The organism is Carboxylicivirga sediminis (assembly GCF_018156225.1).
In the GTDB taxonomy this organism is placed as follows: domain Bacteria; phylum Bacteroidota; class Bacteroidia; order Bacteroidales; family Marinilabiliaceae; genus Carboxylicivirga; species Carboxylicivirga sediminis.
On sequence record NZ_JAGTAR010000005.1, the window covers coordinates 161,123 to 185,224 of the forward strand.

Consider the following 24,102-nt stretch of genomic DNA (forward strand, 5'->3'; position numbering starts at 1 on the left):
AACAATTTGATAATGGTTTATTTCACTGTTAACATATCATCAAGCGGTGATAACGTATCCTCCCCGGCTTGGGTCACGGTTATTTTTGCGGTTTTAACAATTTCACCGGTTTGAGGATTCTTTCCGGTAATGGTAATCTCACCACTTCTGATATCTCCCACAAGAATTGGAGCACATGAAACGGTTAATAAACCATTGCCTTCATTACTGCCATTGGTTAGCCGAATCCATGATGGTGCAGAAGCTGTCCATGACAATTCAGTTGTAATCGTTACCGTGCGACTATCAGTGTTAAATTCATCAAAATGTAAAATTCCAGGACTACATGTAATTGAAGGATCAAATACAGTTCCTGAACTACTGTAAGCCATATTAGCAAACTTCATTTTATGCTCCACTACCGCTCTAAATCCATCAGGTGTTTCCTTTTCAACAGACTGTAATTGGCCGGCTAAGTTATAGTTGTACTTTGTAGCAATATGATTAGCATCAAGCATAGCAATTAATTCATCATACCCATTGTAAACATAGCTGGTAACAACACTGCCTTCGATATTGAACCTAAAATCATCGACATAGAGTACCTGAGCCGATTGGTTCTTTAAAGCGAAAGTGACTGTATTGCTGCCATTTATTGAACCTGGTAATAAGCCATCAGGCAGATACCCCTCATAGGTATGTAGGTTCCATTCTCCAAAGGATTTTACACTTGCGCTAGATGGATTACCCCACAAACCAAGTGGAGTCGTTGTACCGTCACTTACTGGTGCTTCCTGATTATTGACCAACATTTTTAACTCAAACCCAAGTCCTTTTACCCAGAAAGACAAACGATATGGTGCAGCTTGAGCAAATGAGTTTTCAATGATATTTACCTGACTGCCTGAAGTGACTTTTAAACTTTTATCACCGGTATGAGCTTCTTCGCTTGATATTGTAACACTTGCCAAACTCTTATTTCGCTCAAAGCTTTCAAAATAAATATCCTCCACAGCAGCAAAAGATGCTGTGGCCAATATTTGACCAAGTTCATTAGTCTGCACAGCTGACTTACGTCCCATAATATCCATAGACTCCACCGGCATGGAGAATTGGTTATAACGCAGAACTTCACCATTCTTCTGCCAACCTGCATTAGTGGCACCCATAGTCCAGCTATAATCATTAAAATCCTTATACGATCCATCTTCGTTCAGCTCACCTTTCCAGCTATAGCCGGCATGCTTACGCCAAATATTGTCACTCACTGCGTTGTAACCATCTTTCCAGGTTTGTACACTGGCAGCCAATGTGCCTTTTTCGCTACCGTTGTCGTCAATTTCGTATAGGTAACTCGCTGTTTCCTGTGTCAGCATGTTCTTAGGACGTCTTCCGTCATTTTTAACCCCATCCCAGGCAGCCAACGAACCCATTGGGGCGTATTTAGTATAAGCCGGTACTTTTTTTGTGCGGAAACGTTCACCCATAGGGTTAGAGAACTCAGTTTCTAATACCTCGCCGGTAATCGGATCCCAAGCTTTATTTTTTACTGTATTCGTATAACCATTATTGGTTTTAGTCACACTCTTTAACACATTTGGGTATTGCTTGCGGATGATAGAACTAAAGTACCAGTCTTTTTCCTTGGTCTTATGGTCAGTTACCAACTTAGCATACTTAAAGGCTTCACCAATCTCCCCTTGTGGCACTGAATCCATGTCATAATAATCGTACTCCGTTTTTGACACAACATCTCCGGCCTGGTTGTTAACTTCAATCGACACTAAACGCCCCCAGGCCGATTTATTATCTTTAAGGATGCTGCTTCTGGTATACACATCCACATCGTAATCTCCATTATCGGGATGAATATAGTCATAGTGCTTAACTGTGTTATCAGGCAAACATATTACATCGCCAATACTATTATTCAAATAAGAATCGGGCACATAAAACTGATACGTAGTTGACAATGCCGATGGGGTATTATCCCTGCCATAGTTTTTAACCACAACCTTATCATAATAAACGCCTGCTGCCGGTATTTCACCAAAGTAAGGTGTAAATGACTCTATATCACTTGGCACTTGGGCTGTAATTCCGGGGTTGGGGTATTCATAAACAGTAGATGATTGTACCTTTCCTCCTTCTTCCAGTTCAATGGATTTGGTACGTAATCCACCTCCATAGAAATCCGTTTTCTGAGCCAGAGCTATGCCCCCACTAACATTATAAGTGGTGCCAACAGGTATTGAGCTACTCGGCTCTGAACTAGGATTACCAACCTCCTGAACCAAAAGTGTACAAACTATACTATGGTAATTGTTGGTTGTTGAAACTGTTATTTCATTATTACTATGAAACGCTTCAATCAGTTCGTATTGTTTATTGCCGATGGTCAGGTTTTGCATATACAAATCTGCGAACTGAAGATTATTAACATCCAAGTTAGACAAGTCAGCATTAAACTTCACTCTGAATTGACAATCTAAGGGACTGTTACCGGATATTTTTTCAATGGAGGACAGACTGTAGTAATTACCAACATTATCCAAGGTCGTATAGTTGGTTGTTGTTTTTACTGTTCCATAATCATCAGCTATATATTTTCGTTCTGCTTTAAACTTTTGAACCTTAGGTGCACTATAGACATCTGATTCGTAATTAACATTAATTTTACCGCCCATGGGGAAAGTAATACTGGTTAAGCTACCATAATCAACATCCACTTTTTTATGAAAGTCATCTTCATATTTACTAAAGAAGCCCCAGGCATCTTCTTTGGTACTACCAGCATCTGCTAATGTCTCCTTATAAGAGAACATATAAGGCGGCATTACCTTCGCGCCACCTTTTCCTTTAAATTCGATCTGTTTTAAAGTCAATTTACCTTTTGCTGATGTAGAAGAGGAGTTGGTATGACCAGGGTGAATGCTGTTGGTGTATGTGAATTGAATTGTTTTTAAAGATTTTGGTTCAATTATATTAATATCATCATTAACATCCCATACTTTTTTATCATCACACACATAACCTTCAAACATATTTTGTTGAAAATTTCTCACAACAACACCATTGCATTCATTATCGATAAGATAACCCCAAGTGAGATCAACATAGGATTTTAGTATCCAATTCCATACAACTCCATCACCAACGCCATAGGTACTATTATGTAATACTCCCCTATTCTGCGGAGATATTACCGGCTTTTTACATAACAATATTTTGTCCAAGGCTAATACTGACGCATTCTTACTTATCTTAATATTTACCTTATTATCAATATTATAATACCAAGGTGTATATGTAAAGCTACAACCTATCGAATTTTGAAAATCTTTAGTATTTATCACTTTGACAGGATGAGTAAAACCATCATCAATTGTATATCCAAAACCATCTTTTCTAAGATCTTTTATAAAAAATGCAATATGACTTGCAGTTTCAACGGAGTTCAAATAATAAATTTGCTTTCGCCCCCAAGTTAGATAATCAGTTTTATCAATAGTCTTTTCCTTTTTCCAAATATAGCCATCGGTCCATTTACCATAATCAAATTTTACCCAATAACCTTTGTCATTATCTGTTAAATATCCATCTTTATCGGCATCAACATAATCAGGGCCGGTAATAGCTGTTAACAACCAGGATATTGCATATTTATTCGGTTCAAATTGAACATTGTATTTGCCGGCATCGGTTTTATCACTAGCCTTCTGATAGGTCTCATACTGATAGACTGGTAGAGAATAGTGATACCGTAAGCCATCGCTTTTAACAATGGTAAAAGCACCAATACCATCTGGGTCAAAATAATCTTGATTCAATCGTGGATGAACATGGCCTTCTTTATTGGCAATTGAAGTTGTTTCTATAAAGCCTCTAAGCTGAGATACCTGATACTGATTTTCAATTTCATCATTTGTGAACCATTCAACCACATTTCCTGTAGCCAGACGATTGAATACATTATTATAATTAGGATGGATTTTCCTGTCAAATTCACCATCTCTATTATATAAATCATCAAAAGGATTACCTGTACATGAGTTTATATATTGCCCAAGCCCACAAACACTCTGCCAACCGGGACCGCCTACAACCAGACTATTTTGCTCCAATATCAAATTTGAACTATTTTGGTAATCAAAATAGAAATTGACCTGACTATAAGAGGAAGCTGCAGTGTAAGCATCGTTGGAGTAATAGTAATCGAGTTCTTTTTCGATATTACCATCACTATCTTTTGACAACTCGATACCCGTGCCAATTAAATATGGAGCTTTGTCTTCAAAGCGCCTTGGAGACATATAACCGTTTAACCCTTGAGCTGAAAATTGATAAGCATCATAAGCAGGTAGTGAAATCATATTTTCTGAACTACCACCATTAGAACTATAGGAATACGCATATTCCACCAAGTCCATATTAATGAATTTATCGGCTACTTGAGCAGTGATATCATCATAGATATTACTATAATATAAAGGACCATATTTTTTGTTTGAACTAAGCTTTTTCAAATACCATTTTATTTTGGTATGAGAAAAATTTAACGAAAACCATGGCGTAAATACAGGAATATTAGAACTGCTCTTAACAATTGTGTAGTCACTTTCCGACACCCTTGAGGATGATGCACTAAAACCTCCTAATACAGACGGGGCTACACTTACGCCCTGAGACGATAAGTTAACCCCAAGACCTATCGCCGTATAACCTGATATTTCGGTACCAGACATTGGATTATAACTGACACCAATACCAACACCATTCCCCGATACATTAACCCCGGCGCTAAAACCACTGGTATGTCCAACATTGAGACCTACCGACATGCCACCATTCATAGGATAGTAACCTATAGAACCACCAAAACTCATTGGAGAGCCTTCTGGTCCAACACCAGCGGACAATCCGCCGCCCCAGGTCTTATTGCTGTCCCAAACCACATTAACACCAACACTGATTACACCAGAAACACCCACTCCAAGACCTACTCCCCATTGCTCGTATTGCCCCCCATCATCATTTAAATAAAGATAGTTATGCTTCCCATTATAGTCATCAGCCACCCCATTTACTGAGCGTAGGATACTACCTGGGTTTAAATTCCATCCCAGCCCTACCCATGAGGCTTCCAAATCAGTTGTAGCCCCGGCATGATAATGCAGAGAGATGGGGTACCCACCAGCCGGCCCGGGCACTTCTAACAGTGGTAGTACATAAGAAAAGTCGCCCGACACCAAATCGACCATATCAGTAGCGTCAATGGGCTCAAAGGAAGCCGCTTCAGGGGCTACCGGTCCGGTATTTTGGGCATAGATTGTTATAGGCAGGCATAATATGCCCACCAAGGTTAGGAATAGTAATTTTTTCATACTTCTTTGGTTAAAAATTAATATAGGTAGTTTTATATGTGCTTATTCAATTATTAAATCAGGTATATTTAAAATAGCATCTTTAGTAATGGTAAAACTGAGTTCGCCCGTCCCAATATCCAGGTCTTTCAATTGAAAGCGAAAATCAGTGTCTAAATCTTTATCTGCTTTATAAATCAACATCAGGTCAGTAGAGGTATTGATGCCATAGTAGCGAGGGATAAAACAGTCGACAAACTCCAGGGTGTCAGTGGGCTGTTTTATCAGATAGGCATTTTGTCCCATACCAAATGATAACGTATTAACCAGCTGAGAATACTTAAACCGGTCGCGCACATAGGCATGTAACAAACCTTGCCCATGAGCTGATAGTTTTAACTTGATGTAATGGTATTGCTTATAGTTTGCTAACTCATTTAAATACACTTGTGTGGAGATACTATCAAGACCCTGAAATTCCTGATAAGTCACCAATTCCTGAGGCCAGTACTGAAGAGAAACAGAAACATTATTTATTTCTTTTTCCTGTAACAAGCCATTATCAGGGTTATTAATATATTCCAGAAATTCAGGATGACTTAATTGTTTTTGGCACGATGCGATTAACAACAGAAAGACAAACAATGCCAACATAAAAATGGATTCTTCCCGTTTCATTTGTTCCCTTGGTCTTTATTCGTTTGACTATTGTAGTAACGTATCAGCTGTTTTAGCTCATCTTCCCTTAGCTTTTTGGTTCCAATCTTTTGCTGAACCTCCGGCAAATCTTTCATAAGCTCTACCAGTAATGCCAGTTGTTTCTTTTTTTGTCTGCGAAACTGGATAGGAGAATATTCAGGAAGCTTTTCAGCAATATATACCCGTTCGTAATTAAAACCATAGCTGCTAGATTTATACCTAACAACCGTTGAGTAAAGGCTTATCCTGCCCTCAACTTCTAATTTGGCAAACATAAACTCATGCTTGTCTTGGCCAATCGTACTTACCTTTGTCCGTACATCTTTAAGAACTATATAATGGTCATTTTCCTGGCCGTAGCCTAATACCTCTGAAGCCAGATAAGTCTGCTTTTCTCCGTCATCTTTATTAATGGACTTTGTAACAATACCGCCTTCACTCCTGTACTTCACCATGCATTCCCTTTTAACACTGTCTTTATCGATAATATAACCCCTTCTGTATTCTAACAGCTGGGCAAAGAGTTGGCCGGTTACTGACAACAATAACCCTAATAGAATATGTTTCTTCATAAGGTTACTGCTTATTTAGTCCGTTTTCTGTGTTGTACTGTTTATTTAGTCCTTCAAGCACTTCTTCAGTGATATTTAGATCTTCTTGTGCATACACAACATTGCCACTACCATTGGCGCCAAGTATATACCGATAACCTTTTTCTTTACCGTATTTTTTCAAAAAATCATTTATACGATTGATGTGTGTCTGTTTAATTTTTTGCTCCTCCTCCATAGCTTTTTTCTGCATGGCCTGCTGATAACTGGCCACCTGCTGCTGGCGGACATGAAGCAATTCTTCCTTAAGCTCGCGTTCCTTAGTACTCATCTTTTTGCGACCTTGCTCATATGCTTTAAGATCATCTTGGAACAGGTTTATCAAGCTATCGACACCAGCGCTATATTCCAAGTTCTTTGCATCAATATCCACACGAGCTTTTTTCATGCCTTCATATTGCTCAAGTAATATGTGAGTTTCCACATAACAGGTTTTTTCATTATTACAGCTTGCAAAAAAGCCAGCTACCACAAATGCTAATAAAAGTTTCTTCATATTATTTTTAATTTGATTATTTATAAAAATTATCGTTGGATACTCTCCAATAGATTCAATATAAATTGCTAAGCAGCAAGTATCAATCATAAGTTATAAGGCAATAACAACATATTCTTCTTTGATACTTTAGTGATGTATTTTTCAATAATTCACATATAGGATTTATAAAAATCTCGTTATTTATATATTGCTAAATATGACAGAATATACTTGTCTATGAAAAGATATAATTTGTCCATTCTATGAAATCATCGATGACTCCATAATAACACCAGTTACAGTCAAAGAATTTCCTTGTTCTGATAATTCAATAATTCGCAGACCTTAAAAAAAACAATTTGAATAGTATCTAGTTCCTGATGGATGTGGCTGTTGCAATTTAAAAGAAGAATGAATTACAACGCGGGTAATCAAAAGAGGATTTTTCATAATGTACTAGGTTCAGTATAAAGTTTTACTATTTTACCAGTATTTATTCTGGTAATTAATAATACTCACCTATATGTCATTAATTAATACTTTGACATTAGTCAAACGTATCAACTAACAATTCCCTTGTAATAAAATGACTCCCAATTGTCCAAAATAGACCTTACAAGTATAATATTTTAAATTAATTATTGAAATAAAAATTACAACTAGCACACACGTATAGTTATACCTCCATTGCTATTACAAACGTGATAAAATAAGACTTTTACGTCAATTCCATATAATAAGCATATAGCCTTAATTTAGAATTGATATAAACATTTCTACAGTTTCATATTACAATTAAAGGTATTTTAAATTCAAGACGAGTCCTGAGGATAGGAAAAATACAATTAGGTAAGTATAATTTTAATAAGTGAGATATCCCCCGCAGCTCCACAATTACAAATCACCTTCGGGTGATTTTTTTTTGCATGGCATCTATACTAAATACAATTAAAAATAAGTGGGCAAAACCGTTGCCTTGCCCACCTAATACCATTACTCTATGGCGCAATGTTACCATAACAAACATAACTGATCTACTTCTTTTGCGTTGTTGGAAATCTTATTAATTATCCAAAATTCATCACTTTTTAGTCTTTTTTAAATAAGTATTCTACCGATTTTCATAGGGATATTACCTATTTTTCTACGTACAAATACCTATTTAAAGAAAAGCTTCTACATTTGTTGTAAAAACTTTGATGCAAGGCAGCCAGCAACTTCATTCTATAATAGAATTAAATAATCTTCAGGCGCTTTTTAAGAGTTTTTATGCCTTGAGTGGCGTTGCTGTAACATTTACTGACGTCAATGGTAACTTATTGTACAATTCCAATGGCTCACACTTTGGTGCTGGTTGGGCTCATGTATGTACACATTTTCATCGACAATGTGAATCAACAAAGAAAAACTGCATCATAAGTGATACATATCTGGCAACTCACTTAAAGGGCGGAAAAGATTATGCTATTTATACCTGCCTTAATGGTCTTGTTGATATAGCCGTTCCGGTGCATTACAAACGAAAGCACATTGGCAATCTGTTTTCTGGCCAGTTTTTCATGCAAACACCTGATATCGATAGCTACGCTGCAAAAGCTGATAAATACGGATTTAATAAAGCAGAATATTTGGCTAGCATTAAAGCCATTGAGGTGTTTTCACAGGAAAAAGTGGACAGCATCGTAACTTTTCTTAAGTCGCTTGCTAAGATGATTGTCACCAATGCAGGCCAACACAATTGGAAGAAAGACATTGGTGAAACAATCAATTACAATACGCCATCGAATATTGCATTTAATAAACGTAACGAGATACTAACCACAACACTTCTTTCACTTGAGGACTACATCTATTCGCTGGATACAAATGACTGCTTTGAAACTATGTATACTCATTTTAAAATTGGCTTGTTGGAAGATAATTACGACAATATTAAAGGTAAACACTTCACCACCATAAATATCGATCAACAATTTAAACGACGACTCACACGAACACTATCTAATGTTAAACTTACCCACCAAGCCGAAAGTTTCTACTTTCAGTTATATAGCCGTTATCCCGGGCAACAATATAAAGCAACCGTTGCTTGCAGGCGAAATGCTCATAATCAGTTTGGTGGTACAACTCTTCACATTCGCAACATTACCTACGAAGCATCAGCTTATGATGAGGTAAAAAAACTAATGCATATTATTGATCAGAGTCCGGTTGCCATTGTTATTACCGATAGTGATGCAAACATCGAATACATTAATGAGTGCTTCACCCGCAATACGGGCTATAAATTCAATGAAGTAAAAGGTAAAAATCCCCGAATCCTGAAATCTGGAGCTACATCAACAGCTGCATATAATGCCCTTTGGCAAACAATAAGCGAAGGGCGCACATGGAAAGGCACATTTCAAAATAAAAGAAAAGACGGTTCCTTTTTTTGGGAAGATTGCATAATAAGTCCGGTGCTTAAGGAGGGAGTCATAACTCATTTTGTCGCTATCAAGGAAGACGTAACAGAACATAAGGCCATGGAAGAAGAGTTAATGCGCTACAAGAATAAACTGGAAGGCCGTGTTATTGAGCAGCGTAAATTACTGCAGCAAACCCGCCACGATTATAAGGAGATAGTTGAGCACCTTTCGGGTATTGTGTGGGAGGTAGATATGCGCGGGATTATACAATTTGTTTCGCCCAACATATACCGCTACTCCAATTACCAGGTTGAGGAACTAATTGGACAACCTATACACTTTCTTTTCGATCCTGAACTACATGGCAAACTGTTTAAGTTTATTTCTACATTTCATTTGTGCCCCCATGAATTTAACGATTTTGAAGTATTTCTGGATAAAAGCCACAAACGGACTTACTTAAAAGCATCAGGCAAACCCATTTACGATAAAAATGGCGTATTAAAGGGCATTAGAGGTATATCCCTTGACATCACTCAACAAAAGGAGCAGGATAAACAAATAGTGTCGGCTATTTGGGATGCTGAGGAACGACAAAGGACGCGTATATCAATGGAGCTACACGACTCAATTGGTGCTACCATGTCGGCTATCAGCATGTATATGAATACCCTTAATACTCAATATCCTCAAAATAAGCTTTTGCAGCAGGTTGACAGTATTGTAAAACAAACTGCTAATGACATCAGGTTAGTGGCTCGTGAACTAAAACCCCCAGAACTTGAAACACTTGGTTTAGCCGAAAGTCTTAATGCTATTCGACTACTTTATAGCAAATTTGATAAGCTGAACATTAAATTTCTAACCGATAACCTAACAAAAGAGCCAGGTAAAGATGTGCAGCTAACCATATACCGGATAGTATCGGAATTAATAAGCAATTCAATCAAACATGGCAAGGCAGACTCTATGACAGTTAGCCTATTTAACCACAACGGCGAGATATTCTTGCTGTATGAAGATAATGGCCATGGTAACTTTTCCCTGGATAACAGTTTAAAGGGCGCAGGCATGGGCATTAAAAACATCATGACCAGGGTACGCACTTACGGTGGAGCGTGCCAGTTTTTTCCAATAAAGGGTTTTGGCTTGATTGTTGGAATACAACTTAAATACTAACTTCAACACCAATCACATGAATTACACAATTGCTATAGTAGACGATCACCCCCTGTTTATTGAAGGTTTTAAATCATACCTTAGCTTAAATCGTAAGATTGAAAGACTGGAAACAGCAGCTAATGGTCGACAGTTTATCGAGCTGATTGAAAGTGGCTATCTACCTCATATTGTGTTTATGGATATAATGATGCCGGTTATGGATGGCATTGAAGCAACAAGGCACATCAAAGCCAATCATTCAGATGTAAAAGTAATCGCTCTATCGTCGTTAGAGAGCCTGGAGCATGTGGAAAAAATGATAGATGCCGGTGTGGATGGTTACCTGCTTAAAGAAGCGACACCTGATGAGATAAACAAAGCCATTGAAGCTGTAATGAATGAAAACAACTACTTCTCCAATAAAATAGTACTATCATTATCAAAACGAGCCATCAACGGCAACTCGCACCAAGTAAACAACTCACCTGTATCATTAACAGTTCGTGAAAAACAGCTACTTATTTTACTATGCAAAGGCCTAAGCCGCCAGGAGATAGCAAGCAGCCTGCATATATCGGAAAAAACGGTTGACAAGCATAAAGAAAATATACTTGCCAAAACCGGATGCAAAAACCTTATCAGGTTGGTGATATACAGCATCAAAAATAAACTGGTTAGTTTGGATGCTCTGACACATCTGTAATGGACTGCGAATGGAAACCCTTTGCGCTATTAGCCAACGAAAAGCTGAAAGTACTCCCTTTGCCAGGGATACTCTCAATCAGCAACGAACTGTTGTTGGCTTCCAGAAATTCGTGACAAACTGACAACCCAATACCTGTTCCTTTCTCCATATTGGCGCCTAAACCCGGTTTAACCCTTTTCTTTCGCATAATACTCTTTAGTATATGAGCTGGCATACCAAGCCCTTTGTCCTTCACAAGTATGCGGGTACGATTACCATTCTCCGCTACTAGTTCTATTTCTATGAGTTGCGTATTTCTGGAGAACTTAATAGCGTTTGAGAGTAAATTTTGTAAAACCACTTTTATCATATCCATATCGGCAAATACCCGGCTATTACTCGTATTATATGTCAGCCGCATACTAATTGACTTTTTTTGCATGCTTAACCGGTAGAAGGCCTGTAGCTCACTCAGCAGCTTATCCAGATCGAAATGGCAGGGCAAAGCGGTGATACTATTTGATTGTGACTGCGCCCAATTCAACAGATTAGTCACAAACTCAATACCCTGAGTGGCAGTAAGCCAAATAGCTTCGTATAGTCGTCGGCGCTCCTTCCCATCAGTATCTTTATGACTATTGTTCATCAGCAAATCGCTTATAGCCACCAGCGCACTAAAGGGTGTTTTTAAATCATGCCCTATAATAGAAAAGAGTTTATCTTTTGCCGCATTGGCCTCTTGCAGCTCCAACTGCACACCTTCCATAATTTGTTTAACAGCCTCCGATTCCTTCAGTTGCCTGCGTAAGCACTTCAGTAGATTCTTTTGCTGTTTTATCTGCTTTACAGTTGATGTCACCTCTTCCACAGTCAATACTACTTGTTCGGCATAATGATCATCACGCTTTATCAATGGAGCCAACGACACCTCGCAGTAAGCATCTTTTTTGCCTAATCCCTGAGCAACCTCTACCCCATGCAAACCCGATGATAAAAACAGTGGAACGTTTTCATTAAATACCTGTTCGAGGCGTTGCTTAAAATAGCTCTGCTCAAAAACAGGAAACAATTTCTCCAGCGGCCAACCTTCTACTTGCTTCCGCTTATCATTCAGCAGCTCCCTGAAACCCTTATTAACAAAAACGATATGCTTTTGTCTGTTTAAAACGCATATACCCAAAGGAACAGGATTATATACTGCTGTTAATTCTTCATTTGTCATCAAGTCCTAAGCGTTACCGTTTATATTATCAAGAAGTTCTCCCAATACCTGAAATGAATTTAGCTCTAAAAAAATAAGCAGAGTGCCTTTTATAGCTTGCTCTTCTATCGCATATTGCGTATTAGCTAAAATAAATTTGCCCTTTCCCATACCAACAAAGAAATCATACAATGCACCATCTGAATAACAAGGAAGGGTATAGGATGAATGCAGGTTGAGCACATTGTTAAGACTGCCTATAACACCATTGATGACAATGTTTCCCACTTCAGTCAACACATTCTTTTTAACATGGCTAATGCTTGTATCCACATTGAGCCAGGGTGCAATTAAACCAAGCAGACGAATAGCATCGCGGTTTGGAAATATCAAATTGGCACGGCCGTTTATCTGGCCATTAAAGTCCATGTGCACAATCGACGCATTTTTAGTCTGATACTCCTGCAAAACGTCATCGTGCCAATCAACAATATGCACATGAATCGTTTTTAGCTCAATGGGCTTATTTAACATCCGATTGAGCAGACTGGCACCTTTACCAACCCCAATGTTTATCAACTCCTTTAAAGCATCGAGTTGAAGCGCAGATAATTCCATCACAAATTGTTTTTAAGCAATAGTTGAATTTGATCAGTAAGCACCTGCTTATTAACGGGTTTTGCTAAGAAAGCATTGGCACCAAGTTCAAGGCAACGTTTTTGTGTAGGTTCCTGTATATCGGCAGACAAAACAATGGTATAGGGTGCAATATTGATACTGCGCAACCTTTTTAACACCTCAGTTCCATCCATTTCAGGCATCAATAAATCAATGATCATCAGGTCTGGATTATAGGTTTTTATTTTATCCAGTGCCTCTTTTCCATCGCCTGCAAAATGCAGAAAACAGTCTTGGTCATCAAGTAGGTTGGCCAGATACATACGCGCGGCGAATGAGTCGTCAACAATCAAAATTTTAATCATATGGGTGTTTATTTTAAAATCCTTTAACAGTGTTAACCAACTTCTAACTGAGTTGACACACATTGCTAAAAGTGCTATGAAAGCCTTTTAAGTTTACGGGTTTAGAAAATATGCCAAGTACACCTAAAGCCTGACACAACTTGTGAACATCATTTGATGTATCAGAAGTAATGACAATAACAGGGATCTGATATGCCTCGCTGTGTAGCTCCTGCAAAACCTCAAAACCATCCATCAAAGGCATTTTCAAATCCAATAATATAACATCAGGCTTTTCGCGGATAATAACAGTCCAAGCTTCCTTACCATTACTTGCCTCAAAAACCTCAACATTATATGGTCGCAAGAGGTACTTTCCGATAAGGCGAGCTTCACTGGCATCATCAACTATTAAAACTTTTGTCATACTCCTTCGATTAACGTGCTTAATTGGTGGTTAAACGCACTATTACTTTCTTGTGACAAAAATATTAGCTTAACGGGCTAAATAAGAATTTGTTTTACCTATTTCAACATGCGCATTATCCCTATTTATATGAGAATTATCCCTAGTAATTAAGGTTTTGTATGACGAGTGATACCCACCAGCTTTCTCTTTTGGCTTAATACTCATTAGAAAAAGGGACATGAAGCGGCAATGTGCCAAGTCCATTTACACATAGTATTAGTTGATATGAATTAGAAATACTCTGTGTGCATTAGGTAAAATGCGCTTTAACCTTTTATAGAATACGTATCCTCTATACCTATTCAAACTTTTAAGATGTATAAGAAGGCAAAAGGCGTCAATCCTAAGGAACTGAGCTAGTGCAGCTTTATTCAGGGGTGTATTCCTATAGCGGCGCTTGCTATGGATTCAATCCTTCTGCGCGTATTTTCTTTTGAATAAGTTCCTTACGCAAAACTTTAAAGAATGCTCGTTTTGTTTCGCTGTTCTGTTCATTGCCTAAAATATAATTGTATTCGTCCTCAAAGCTTTTTTGCAATGCTGCAGAGCATTCTGCCTTCACTAGTCCCTCAAGACTTTTGGAGGATGAAAACATACTTAACCATTGGTAAAGCTGCATGTAATAGGTCGAATCATCATCTGCTGTTTTTATCAGTTTACGATAAGCATATGCTTCCGATTGCCGTCGTTTTGAATTTATACGAATGAGCTGATTAATCATTCTCATAAACATGAAAATGAAGACAGCAGCAGCTACCGAAAATATCATCCACTTAAGTAGCTTCATCCAGATGGAGGTTGCTGTTTGTTCTTCAGCAAGTGGGGTTTCACCTTCTCCAATTGTGACTCCCAGCATCTCTTTGTGCGATGCCAAAACGCTTAAATCTTCGTTGGGCAGCACCTCAACTTGTATGGCTGGCAGCGAGCGGTCAATCCAGCGATGTTGTTTTACATTCCAGTATCCAAGATTAACGGCAGGTATGATCACTACACCCTGTTTTTCGAACAGGTAAGCCACAGTTTGTTTTTCTCTGGCAATAATGGCCGAAGTACGATCAGGTGTCTCTGTTGTCAGATTAGCTGTTTGCGGATAAATACTGATGCCCTCAGCTGTTCCCCAGTCGAGTGAAGGCATAAAAGCGGCCATGGTGCCAAAGGCCTGAATATCTACCGTACGCTCCAATACTTCGCCAACTTTGATGGTCTTAACAGGGCGCGACCAGGTATCTTTTCGGCTCATGCTTTGCGCCACCACCCAGTTATCTGCATCCACATTAGGCGGATTGGCAATGACATTTAAAGTTTTAGAGGCCGTAATTTTAACCTGTGGTAATGCTTTAAACTGCCCTGGTGCCGGACTGTGCACGACTACTTTTTGCTGCGGCAGTTCTAATTCACCTTCGTTGTACGGATAAATCCAATAGTTGTGCTCTACATAACTGTAGGTTTTGCCATTGATGCGCTCGCTACCTACCTGGTTGGCCGCTGGCACTACAAAGGCATCACCCTGATTAAAAGGCGCGAATTCGGCACCATCAGTAAACCAGGTATCGGTATATATCTTAACTGAATAGCGGCTTGGCTGCCCCACATAAACACTACGTGGCGAAACACTCACCCTGGTATAAACATTTTGCCCGGGCAGTGGAACCAACAACACCAGCTGAGCAACAATATGAAGAACAACAATTTTACTAACACTATTCATAATCCATTAAATCTTAAACTCATCCAAAACATTGAATATTACATTCAGAACATTCACAGATTTATTTCTTCTTTGAACTTCTTTTCTTAAGTTGATACTCAAACTTACGCTTCAAAAATTCACCCGGATCTTCCTGAACATCACGTATCATCACCTGGCGCGCATCCATGCCGGCATCCTGCTCAAACTCATCAGGAAGGTCTTCCTCTTCCTCAGCACCATGCACTTCCGATTCTGCCTCTTCCATCAGCCGCTCTTCCTGCATCTGCTCTTCCGTGGCTTCCTGCCCGCCTCCCCCCAGATCCTCTTCAGGACTCTGATTCTGCTTCATCTTCTCAAACAAAGCCACAGCAGCTGTATCTGACAATGCTTCAAACTGATCGTTTTGCTGAATAAACCATTGCTGAATGCTATGAATGGCTTCGGCACTACCAGGATAGGTACTATCAGCCATATAAGCGCGATAAAAAGCATTATAGGCCTGGTTATAGCTACTGTCTCTCAAAAACGCAACGCCCATATTGTAATAGCCGGTCGCCGATGAATCAGCTGAAAAGGCCTTTACTGCCTTTTTATATTCACCAGCTCTAAAATATGCTGTTCCCTTATGCTGGGCATCTTCAAATAATTCTGCTGCTTCACTATAATTACCCTTATCAAAAGCCTTTTGTCCCTGGTAGTCCGGGGTATAAAACAAGTCATTGGCACCGTGCTCCATTGTACAACTACTTAACAAAGCGGCCACCATAAGAGTAGGCATAAATCCCTTGCGGAACCAGAACAGAATCAGAACGGCAATGGCCCAAACCAGGTAATAACCATGCTCTACCCAAATGGATTCCTGCAATTCATCATCAAGCTGGTATTCTTTTTCCTTCTCAAGCATGCGGGCCAGTTGTGATACATCGCTGCCATCGAGCGCAGGTAAAAGCACATTAATATTTTGCTCCTTACTCAGCAATGCAGCATTATCTTTCAATTCAGCATTAATTGCGGTAAAAGGCATAATGGTCATCTTATCATGACGACCAGCCATGTTTGATTGCACGGCAAATTGCATCTCCTCATCAAGCACATCGGTTAACAATAGTAAATGTACAGGAGCTGTGATGTCTGATGTTAAAGTGTCGGCCAATTCCAAAGCTTCGGATAGGTTGTGGCCTTTCCTGGGCATGACATTGGGCTGCAAAGCCTCCAAATGAACAGCAATGGTCTTGTAATCGATGGTGGGCGGAATAACCAGGTGAGCCGAACCCGAATAGGCGATCAGTCCCATGCGGATACCTGGATTCGCATCCAGCAAATCCTTGATTTTATACTTGGCCCGCTCCAATCGGGTGGGTTGCAAATCACTATTCAGCATTGATTCATTAACCTGCAAAAGTATCAGGCTGGTAGACTCTATTTTAGCCCCCGGCTTTTCAATCTGCTTCCAGCTGGGGCCGCTCAGCGATAATACGATCAATACCCATCCAAAAACCAGCAGAAACCGGGCCGCATACAGAGCTCTAAAATCTCCTTTCCGAATAACATATTGACGCAAATGAGGCGAAATACGCTTTACCCATTTATCACTGTTATCAGAGCGAATAAGGTAAAACAGCGGAAAGAGCACTACGGGCACCAACAGCCATAAAGCCTGGGGCCTTATAAAATGCAACTGTTCCCATATTTGTGTTATATCAGTCATCTTTCAGTGGTGTATCATTAGTTAAAAACAATTAGTCATACTGACCAACTCCTCATCATTGCTCTTTTCTTTTAAAAAGCTTAACCAGATAAATAAAAAAGGCGGTAAAAAATGAGAAAGCGAATAGTGCTGCCAGAGGATAAAAATATAGTTCCTGAACCGGCACATATGTCTCATCTTCGTACTCCACGGGCTCGATCTCTTCCAATACCTCAAATACCCTTTCCATTTCGCTGGCATCCTTTGCCAGAAAATATTGCCCGCTTGTCAGCTTTGAAATGTGCTGAAGAGCTTCTTCATCCAAATCGGCTCCCAGACTGGCAGGATCGCCAATACCAATGGTATGGATGGTGATGCTGTCGGTATTAGCCAGCTCTGCTGCGTCAAAAGGCGAAACTCCAATACCGCTGTCGGCCCCATCGGTAAGCAGCAACAGTACCTTGTTGGGCAGGGTATCGTTGGCAAAAAGCTCAATGCTCTTCCCTATGGCACGACCAATGTTGGTTTGCTGTCCTGCCATACCAACATCAGTATCATCAAGCAGTTGAAGCAAAGCATGACTGTCGCTTGTAAAAGGTGCCAGAGTATACGCATTACTTCCAAACAGCAGGATGCCCATGCGATCGCCCTCTCGCTCTTCAATAAACTTACCCATCAGATGCTTCACAGCTTCCCAGCGCGATACTTTCTCGTCACCCAGCTCCCAATCTTTTTGAGCCATACTAAATGAGATATCAGCTACCATCAGGAAGTTACGCGATGTTTTCACAACCAAATCAGGTTCACCTACCAGCCGTGGGCGAGCCAGCGATATCAGTGCCAAGGTCCAAAGCGCCCACAACACCACCTGACGTATCCATGGCCGTTTAAGCTGGCGCACACCTTTTGTAGGTTGCTGACCACTCAACTCAGCCGCGTGCCTGAGAAATGATACCTTTAATGATTTTTTACGTATGCGTACCGCCGGCAGCACCCAAATAATCAATAAGGGAAGCGGCACCAGGTAGAACACCCAGAAGTATGCAAACTCAAAATTATCGGGCATGATATTGAATCCAATAGGTTACACTACTCTTTAGTTCATTCTGTCGTTCAGCATCCATATCCCTGACTAATTCAAGGTTATAAGTACCTTCTACAACTAACTCCATATCGTAACGATTAATTTTCGGGCAGGTTTCTATCAGAAAATTGAGCCAATGTGCCCCCGATAAAGTCCCTACCTTTTCGCGCCCGTAAGTTGATATGGCCACAGTTTTAAGAACAAGGGATAGAGTTCTTATCAATGCTTCCGCATTTTCAAACTGTTGATTTATAATGGTATTGATGGCTTCACGCCGGTATTTATCCTTCTGATATCCGCGGATGCGCATCATGGCAAAAACCAACACCATTAAAACACCTGCAACCAATAGGATACTCCAGCCAATGGCATCGAAAGTAAATTCAATAGGTGCCGGCTCTCTTATATCGATATGTGTGAAATCTGTTGTATTCATTTTTTAAGTATCCAATACCAAGTACGAAGACTTTAGAATGTTATATCTCAATACTTACAGTTTATTTAAAGTAATCACTCAATTGATTCTGAACAGGCGTGATGGTATCAAACTTCAACACCGGGATTCCATGTTTCAGCATCTGGTCAGAGAAGGATTGGTAGCGTTCAACTGTGTCTTCAGCATAGCCCTTGTTGAGCCTTTCTTTTGTACTATCATATAGCAATTGCAACTCTTGTTGAGATAACACCCACTTTTCATCGGCCATGGCAAATTCCATGGGGTCGTTCACCTTAAACAATACCACATCATTGTGACGCGACACTGAGGCTAATGCCGATTTAACTTCTGGCAGGTAATGCAAAAAATCACTGATAAACACAATCAGGTGATTAACAGGCTTTAGCTGATGCAAGGCTGTCATAGTATTTGTTAACACTGTTTTATTATCGGCCATGTATGTTTGATACACAAGACTTTGATTAACCTCAGCCAGTTTCTGCATGATTTGCACCAGGTTCTTTTGTCCGCCCTTGGGGCGAATCAAGTTCGCCTCTTCATCGTTGAAGATGATGGCTCCCAGCCGATCTTTTTCTTTTACTATGTGATGGGCTACAACGGCTGCCAGGCGAGCAGCCACAACCGACTTCATATTCTTTGTCGTCCCAAAAAACATGGAAGAGCTCTGATTGATCACCAATAAGACCGGGCGTTCGCGTTCTTCGGTGTATTGCTTTAGATGTGTTTTTTGCGTTCTCGCTGTTACTTTCCAATCGATGTAACGCACATCATCGCCCCTCACATACTTTCGCACCTGGTCAAAATCAAGACCACGTCCATGAATCAATGAACGGTGCCGACCAAACAAGGCGCTTCGCTGAGGCTGCTTACTACTGAAGTTAACTGCATTAACGTATTCCGACTGCTCCATTAAATCCTCAATAGTAACGGCCACCTCTGCCGGTATTTGATGTTGCTTTTGCATGATTGGCATCTTTAAGCAGGAACGGCTACCAGATCTAATAGTTTATCGACCACCACATTGGCATTTATGCCTTCCGATTCGGCTTTGTACGACAGAATCAGGCGGTGACGCAACACATCGTGTGCAATGGCTCTCACATCGTCGGGCGACACAAAATTACGTCCATTGAGCCAGGCATACACACGGGCACAACGCTCCAGAGCAATGGTACCCCGTGGTGACGCACCACATTCCACCCAATCGCTCATCTCCTCGCTGTATTTACCTGGGTAACGGGTGGCAAACACCAGGTCGACGATGTATTGCTTAATGGCCTCACTCACTTCCACTTCCCTGGTGGCTTCACGCGCATCAAAAATTACCTGCTCCGGAATGGAGCCATTGTTTTTTGTCTTTTGAGCTGCCGTTTCGCTACGCACCAAATCTAAAATGGCTTTTTCTGCCTCCTTTTCCGGATAGCCTATTTCCACTTTCATCAAAAAGCGGTCCATCTGTGCTTCGGGCAGCGGATAGGTCCCCTCCTGCTCAATAGGGTTTTGCGTGGCCATCACCATAAACAGCTTGGCCATCGGGTAGGTTTGTCCGCCGGCCGATACCTGACGCTCCTCCATGGCTTCGAGCAAGGCTGCCTGCACCTTGGCTGGTGCGCGGTTAATCTCATCGGCCAATATCATATTGTTGAAAATGGGGCCCCTTTCGAACACAAACTTCTCCTCTGCTTCTGGCTGATACACAGTTGTGCCGGTAATATCAGACGGCAATAAGTCGGGCGTAAACTGTATCCGGCTTAAGCCACATTGTATTTGATCTGAAAGGCTTTTGATAGCACGTGTTTTGGCCAGGCCCGGTAAGCCTTCAAGCAGCATATTACCGTTTGCCAGCAACACAATCAACATCCGTTCCACAAGATGCTCTTGCCCCAGAATACTCCTATTTAAGTTATCCTGTAGTGTTTTTATTTGTGTCAACATATCATAAGGTATTTTAAATTCTCGCCAATTCTTTTTAAAGAATTCTATTGAATATATCTAACTAATATACTAAAACAAAAGTACTTTAGCTGAAGTAGTATCTATCCCATAAATGCGACAGATACTATTTGAAAAACGACATTCTTTCTTCAAAATGGTATTATATTCTATCTTTGATTTGGCCGTAATGCGGCTGAATTAATAAATAAACATGCGACACTTTAAGATATCAGAAACCGAAAATCAATTTAAGCAACTGGCCGAACAAGTTGGAGGCAAAGTCGAGGACAGTGTTCTATTTATGCCTGATAATGCGGGGCAAGGCTTTCTTAAATCAAGCGTGTTGGTTGATGGGCTGATATTTCAGGAAGCAGATTTTAATTTATTTGAAGACTTCTACCTTGAGCGCAAAGTTACAGGGAAAGTGGCCAGAAGTTTTTTCTCACTGATATATAATTTTCAAGCAGCAGATTTAACTGATTCGCCTAATCAGCATAATTCCCATAGCTTGCACAATCAGGTATTATTTTTTAATGGTCATTACTCCTACAATAGTTTTATCCCTGCATATACATTATTTAAACAAATTCATTTTTTATCAGCTTCGATAAACTAATGGCATTATGTAAATATTACGATTTACCAGAAGAAATCATTCGCTTCCTGGACACAGATAAACAATGGTGTTTTAAGAATCCGTTTTCAACGGAGATTCAGCGGGTATTGCATCAATTAAGAAGTTACCAGGCTGATAATTTATTTACCAAAGGTTATCGGATTAATAAGGCAGAAGAATTAATTATGCTTACCCTGGAACAAATTCTTAGGGATATTTCCAACAAAAAGATTGACACCAACTTTATTCATGAAGATGATTTACAAACCATTATTGAAGTTGAAAAAATTCTACTTGAGTCGCAGGATGAAAGCATCAAAATCATTGATATTGCCAATCAGCTTTCGATAGGTATACGTAAACTACAGCGTTTATTTAAAGCTTATCATGGTACCGACATGACCAGCTATCGCAAACAGGTTAGAATGGAACAGGCTCGTCAGATGATTATGCAACAAAATTTATCAATCACCGAAGTGTGTTATAAAACTGGATATACTTCTGTTAGCCATTTCTCAAAAATATTTAAAGACCACTTTGGAACCTCTCCTTCAGGTCTACTAAAAAAGACGTCGTAAAAACCCCCTTTACGCAATCGCAATAATATTAGTCACATTAGTTGAAGAACTATAGGTGTATTTCCATGTAGATTTGCATCCAAGATATATTTAATCAACAGACTTTCAACAACAAAAAGATTAACATTATGAGAAAGATTATTTCAATAGCGTTGATGGCGATATTAGTTACACCTGCCACATTCGCGCAAAAAAAGAGCAAAAATACTGCTAAACCAAACATTTTAGTGATTATGGCTGATGATATTGGCATATCTAATTTAAGCTACAACAATAAAGGTATGATGGGGTATACCACCCCAAATATCGACCGTATTGCTAATGAAGGTGTTCAGTTTACTGATTATTATGCTGAGCAGTCTTGTACTGCAGGTCGTTCGGCATTTATTACCGGACAAATGCCTGTAAGAACCGGCTTAACCAAGGTTGGATTACCTGGAGCTGATTTAGGACTTAGAAAAGAAGATCCTACACTGGCAATGTTACTAAAGCCTTTTGGCTACGCAACCGGGCAATTTGGTAAAAACCATTTGGGTGATAAAAATGAATTTTTGCCTACAGAACATGGTTTTGATGAGTTCTTTGGCAACCTTTACCACCTTAATGCTGAGGAAGCTCCTGAACACGAAAACTATCCTCAAAACCCAGAATTTAAAGAAAAATTTGGTCCTCGTGGTGTATTAAAATCTAATGCCGATGGCAAAGTAGAAGATACAGGACCACTCTCTAAAAAACGTATGGAAACCATCGATCAGGAGTTTTTAGATGCGACTATCGATTTCATTGAAAGAAAAGAAGATGAAGATACACCATGGTTTTGCTGGTTCAACCCATCTCGTATGCATTATCATACCCATGTACCCGATGATTATAAAGGGAAATCTGGCTTAAACGTATATGCCGATGGTATGATTCAACATGATGATCAGATTGGAACGCTTCTTAATAAACTTGATGAATTAGGTATTACCGAGAATACTATAGTAATATATACAACAGATAATGGTGTGCATTTTAATATGTGGCCCGATGCAGGCGTAACACCTTTCAGAGGCGAAAAAAACACCAACTGGGAAGGTGGTTACCGCGTTCCTTTTGCAATGCGTTGGCCAGAAAAAATTAAGGCGGGACAAATAGAAAATGGCATTACTTCGCACACCGATTTGCTACCTACCTTAATGGCTGCAGTGGGCGAAAATAACATTAAGGATAAACTTAAAGAAGGTCACAAAATAGGCAACATGACTTACAAGGTACATCTTGATGGGTATAACCTTTTGCCTAACCTGATCGATGACAAGCATCAGGCAGAGTGGCCAAGAAAAGAGTTCTTCTACTGGAGCGACGATGGTGATTTGGTAGCTTACCGATATGACCGATGGAAACTGGTATTTATGGAACAAAAAGCTCATCAGCTCAGAGTTTGGATGGAACCTTTCACCGCATTGCGTGTACCGTTAATATTTGACTTAAGAATGGATCCATACGAAAGAGCCTCAACTGATGCCAATGGGTATTTTGAATGGATGGAAAGAGTAGGACAATTCCTGATTGTTCCGGCCCAATCAAGAGTTGGAGAGATGGTATCCACCTTTAAGGAGTTCCCACCGCGCCAGAAACCGGCTAAGTTTAATTTAGAAGAAGTAATGAATAACATGATGAAAACACCATAGTGAGCTACTCAACAGCCAAATCCCTCTGCAAACATTAACTTGCAGAGGGATTTTTTCTTTTTTCAACAGAGAATATACCCACTCAATGCCATTTGTGTCTATACGCAGCAATGCTTTACTACCATACCCCTGCAGAGCTATACGACCACACCTGCTGTATCTGCAAGTTTCACTCAGCGTTTTTGATAGTTTGTTCTTGCAGGACAGTATAAAGAAGTGATATTTATAAAAAAAGGTACTGCATCAACAACACCTTCTGCTTGTTATTCATTATTAACCTGAGTTCGACGTAAAATTTTGAACTCAGAACGCTTACAAATAGTGAGTTTCAAGTGTATATTGACGAAAGAATAGCGGGCTATTTTG

The 24,102-nt window shown here is 39.8% G+C and carries 19 protein-coding genes; 5 read left to right on the forward strand and 14 right to left on the reverse strand.

What is annotated here, in order from left to right:
• Window positions 1-17 precede the first annotated feature (17 nt).
• The 4 genes from KDU71_RS05220 to KDU71_RS05235 are packed head-to-tail and all read right to left on the reverse strand — an operon-like array spanning window position 18 to window position 7,148.
• Complete coding sequence (locus tag KDU71_RS05220; RefSeq protein ID WP_212188853.1) at window positions 18-5,363, reverse strand: BACON domain-containing protein; 5,346 nt, start codon at window positions 5,361-5,363, stop codon at window positions 18-20.
• A gap of 42 nt (window positions 5,364-5,405) precedes the next feature.
• Entirely contained in the window at window positions 5,406-6,020 is a 615-nt protein-coding gene (locus KDU71_RS05225) for a hypothetical protein (protein ID WP_212188854.1), read from the reverse strand.
• Complete coding sequence (locus KDU71_RS05230; RefSeq protein ID WP_212188855.1) at window positions 6,017-6,613, reverse strand: hypothetical protein; 597 nt, start codon at window positions 6,611-6,613, stop codon at window positions 6,017-6,019. The genes KDU71_RS05225 and KDU71_RS05230 overlap by 4 nt, the downstream gene beginning before the upstream one ends.
• A gap of 4 nt (window positions 6,614-6,617) precedes the next feature.
• Window positions 6,618-7,148, reverse strand: coding sequence for an OmpH family outer membrane protein (locus KDU71_RS05235; protein ID WP_212188856.1), 531 nt, complete (start codon window positions 7,146-7,148; stop codon window positions 6,618-6,620).
• Window positions 7,149-8,329: 1,181 nt separating this feature from the next.
• Between KDU71_RS05235 and KDU71_RS05240 the strand changes: the two genes are divergently transcribed.
• Window positions 8,330-10,717, forward strand: a complete 2,388-nt coding sequence (locus KDU71_RS05240) for a PocR ligand-binding domain-containing protein (protein ID WP_212188857.1) — start codon at window positions 8,330-8,332, stop codon at window positions 10,715-10,717.
• A gap of 16 nt (window positions 10,718-10,733) precedes the next feature.
• Window positions 10,734-11,402, forward strand: coding sequence for a response regulator transcription factor (locus KDU71_RS05245; RefSeq protein ID WP_212188858.1), 669 nt, complete (start codon window positions 10,734-10,736; stop codon window positions 11,400-11,402).
• Here the strand turns inward: KDU71_RS05245 and KDU71_RS05250 are convergent.
• The 10 genes from KDU71_RS05250 to KDU71_RS05295 all read right to left on the reverse strand — a co-directional run bounded on the left by KDU71_RS05250 (window position 11,374) and on the right by KDU71_RS05295 (window position 20,869).
• The gene (locus KDU71_RS05250; RefSeq protein ID WP_212188859.1) at window positions 11,374-12,606 is read right to left on the reverse strand and encodes a sensor histidine kinase; all 1,233 of its coding nucleotides are present in this window, start codon (window positions 12,604-12,606) and stop codon (window positions 11,374-11,376) included. The genes KDU71_RS05245 and KDU71_RS05250 overlap by 29 nt on opposite strands.
• Before the next feature lie 6 nt (window positions 12,607-12,612).
• Window positions 12,613-13,203, reverse strand: coding sequence for a hypothetical protein (locus KDU71_RS05255; RefSeq protein ID WP_212188860.1), 591 nt, complete (start codon window positions 13,201-13,203; stop codon window positions 12,613-12,615).
• Window positions 13,203-13,568 carry a response regulator gene (locus KDU71_RS05260; RefSeq protein WP_212188861.1) on the reverse strand — a complete coding sequence of 122 codons (366 nt, stop codon included), beginning with the start codon at window positions 13,566-13,568 and terminating at the stop codon, window positions 13,203-13,205. Before KDU71_RS05260 ends, KDU71_RS05255 begins: the two co-directional genes overlap by 1 nt.
• A 43-nt stretch (window positions 13,569-13,611) precedes the next feature.
• A complete protein-coding gene (locus tag KDU71_RS05265) occupies window positions 13,612-13,974 on the reverse strand; it encodes a response regulator (protein WP_212188862.1) in 363 nt (120 codons plus the stop codon).
• 442 nt (window positions 13,975-14,416) lie between these two features.
• Complete coding sequence (locus KDU71_RS05270; RefSeq protein WP_212188863.1) at window positions 14,417-15,724, reverse strand: BatD family protein; 1,308 nt, start codon at window positions 15,722-15,724, stop codon at window positions 14,417-14,419.
• 61 nt (window positions 15,725-15,785) lie between these two features.
• Window positions 15,786-17,414, reverse strand: coding sequence for a VWA domain-containing protein (locus tag KDU71_RS05275; RefSeq protein WP_212188864.1), 1,629 nt, complete (start codon window positions 17,412-17,414; stop codon window positions 15,786-15,788).
• 55 nt (window positions 17,415-17,469) lie between these two features.
• The gene (locus tag KDU71_RS05280) at window positions 17,470-18,459 is read right to left on the reverse strand and encodes a VWA domain-containing protein (RefSeq protein ID WP_212188865.1); all 990 of its coding nucleotides are present in this window, start codon (window positions 18,457-18,459) and stop codon (window positions 17,470-17,472) included.
• Window positions 18,449-18,913: a DUF4381 domain-containing protein gene (locus KDU71_RS05285; protein ID WP_212188866.1), complete on the reverse strand. Its 465-nt coding sequence runs from the start codon at window positions 18,911-18,913 to the stop codon at window positions 18,449-18,451. Before KDU71_RS05285 ends, KDU71_RS05280 begins: the two co-directional genes overlap by 11 nt.
• Window positions 18,914-18,974: 61 nt before the next feature.
• The gene (locus KDU71_RS05290; protein WP_212188867.1) at window positions 18,975-19,898 is read right to left on the reverse strand and encodes a DUF58 domain-containing protein; all 924 of its coding nucleotides are present in this window, start codon (window positions 19,896-19,898) and stop codon (window positions 18,975-18,977) included.
• 11 nt (window positions 19,899-19,909) lie between these two features.
• Entirely contained in the window at window positions 19,910-20,869 is a 960-nt protein-coding gene (locus KDU71_RS05295; protein ID WP_212188868.1) for an AAA family ATPase, read from the reverse strand.
• Between the two features lie 211 nt (window positions 20,870-21,080).
• Here KDU71_RS05295 and KDU71_RS05300 point away from each other — a divergent pair, with 211 nt between their 5' ends.
• The 3 genes from KDU71_RS05300 to KDU71_RS05310 all read left to right on the forward strand — a co-directional run bounded on the left by KDU71_RS05300 (window position 21,081) and on the right by KDU71_RS05310 (window position 23,736).
• Window positions 21,081-21,485: a hypothetical protein gene (locus KDU71_RS05300; protein ID WP_212188869.1), complete on the forward strand. Its 405-nt coding sequence runs from the start codon at window positions 21,081-21,083 to the stop codon at window positions 21,483-21,485.
• Window positions 21,485-22,063, forward strand: coding sequence for an AraC family transcriptional regulator (locus tag KDU71_RS05305; RefSeq protein WP_212188870.1), 579 nt, complete (start codon window positions 21,485-21,487; stop codon window positions 22,061-22,063). Before KDU71_RS05300 ends, KDU71_RS05305 begins: the two co-directional genes overlap by 1 nt.
• A gap of 128 nt (window positions 22,064-22,191) precedes the next feature.
• Complete coding sequence (locus KDU71_RS05310; RefSeq protein WP_212188871.1) at window positions 22,192-23,736, forward strand: arylsulfatase; 1,545 nt, start codon at window positions 22,192-22,194, stop codon at window positions 23,734-23,736.
• Window positions 23,737-24,102: the final 366 nt, after the last annotated feature.

Bases quoted from the DNA above. Each gene is read 5' to 3' on its own strand.
- KDU71_RS05220 (WP_212188853.1), bottom strand. From the start codon at position 5,363: ATGAAAAAATTACTATTCCTAACCTTGGTGGGCATATTATGCCTGCCT.
- KDU71_RS05225 (WP_212188854.1), bottom strand. From the start codon at position 6,020: ATGAAACGGGAAGAATCCATTTTTATGTTGGCATTGTTTGTCTTTCTG.
- KDU71_RS05230 (WP_212188855.1), bottom strand. From the start codon at position 6,613: ATGAAGAAACATATTCTATTAGGGTTATTGTTGTCAGTAACCGGCCAA.
- KDU71_RS05235 (WP_212188856.1), bottom strand. From the start codon at position 7,148: ATGAAGAAACTTTTATTAGCATTTGTGGTAGCTGGCTTTTTTGCAAGC.
- KDU71_RS05240 (WP_212188857.1), top strand. From the start codon at position 8,330: ATGCAAGGCAGCCAGCAACTTCATTCTATAATAGAATTAAATAATCTT.
- KDU71_RS05245 (WP_212188858.1), top strand. From the start codon at position 10,734: ATGAATTACACAATTGCTATAGTAGACGATCACCCCCTGTTTATTGAA.
- KDU71_RS05250 (WP_212188859.1), bottom strand. From the start codon at position 12,606: ATGACAAATGAAGAATTAACAGCAGTATATAATCCTGTTCCTTTGGGT.
- KDU71_RS05255 (WP_212188860.1), bottom strand. From the start codon at position 13,203: ATGGAATTATCTGCGCTTCAACTCGATGCTTTAAAGGAGTTGATAAAC.
- KDU71_RS05260 (WP_212188861.1), bottom strand. From the start codon at position 13,568: ATGATTAAAATTTTGATTGTTGACGACTCATTCGCCGCGCGTATGTAT.
- KDU71_RS05265 (WP_212188862.1), bottom strand. From the start codon at position 13,974: ATGACAAAAGTTTTAATAGTTGATGATGCCAGTGAAGCTCGCCTTATC.
- KDU71_RS05270 (WP_212188863.1), bottom strand. From the start codon at position 15,724: ATGAATAGTGTTAGTAAAATTGTTGTTCTTCATATTGTTGCTCAGCTG.
- KDU71_RS05275 (WP_212188864.1), bottom strand. From the start codon at position 17,414: ATGACTGATATAACACAAATATGGGAACAGTTGCATTTTATAAGGCCC.
- KDU71_RS05280 (WP_212188865.1), bottom strand. From the start codon at position 18,459: ATGCCCGATAATTTTGAGTTTGCATACTTCTGGGTGTTCTACCTGGTG.
- KDU71_RS05285 (WP_212188866.1), bottom strand. From the start codon at position 18,913: ATGAATACAACAGATTTCACACATATCGATATAAGAGAGCCGGCACCT.
- KDU71_RS05290 (WP_212188867.1), bottom strand. From the start codon at position 19,898: ATGCAAAAGCAACATCAAATACCGGCAGAGGTGGCCGTTACTATTGAG.
- KDU71_RS05295 (WP_212188868.1), bottom strand. From the start codon at position 20,869: ATGTTGACACAAATAAAAACACTACAGGATAACTTAAATAGGAGTATT.
- KDU71_RS05300 (WP_212188869.1), top strand. From the start codon at position 21,081: ATGCGACACTTTAAGATATCAGAAACCGAAAATCAATTTAAGCAACTG.
- KDU71_RS05305 (WP_212188870.1), top strand. From the start codon at position 21,485: ATGGCATTATGTAAATATTACGATTTACCAGAAGAAATCATTCGCTTC.
- KDU71_RS05310 (WP_212188871.1), top strand. From the start codon at position 22,192: ATGAGAAAGATTATTTCAATAGCGTTGATGGCGATATTAGTTACACCT.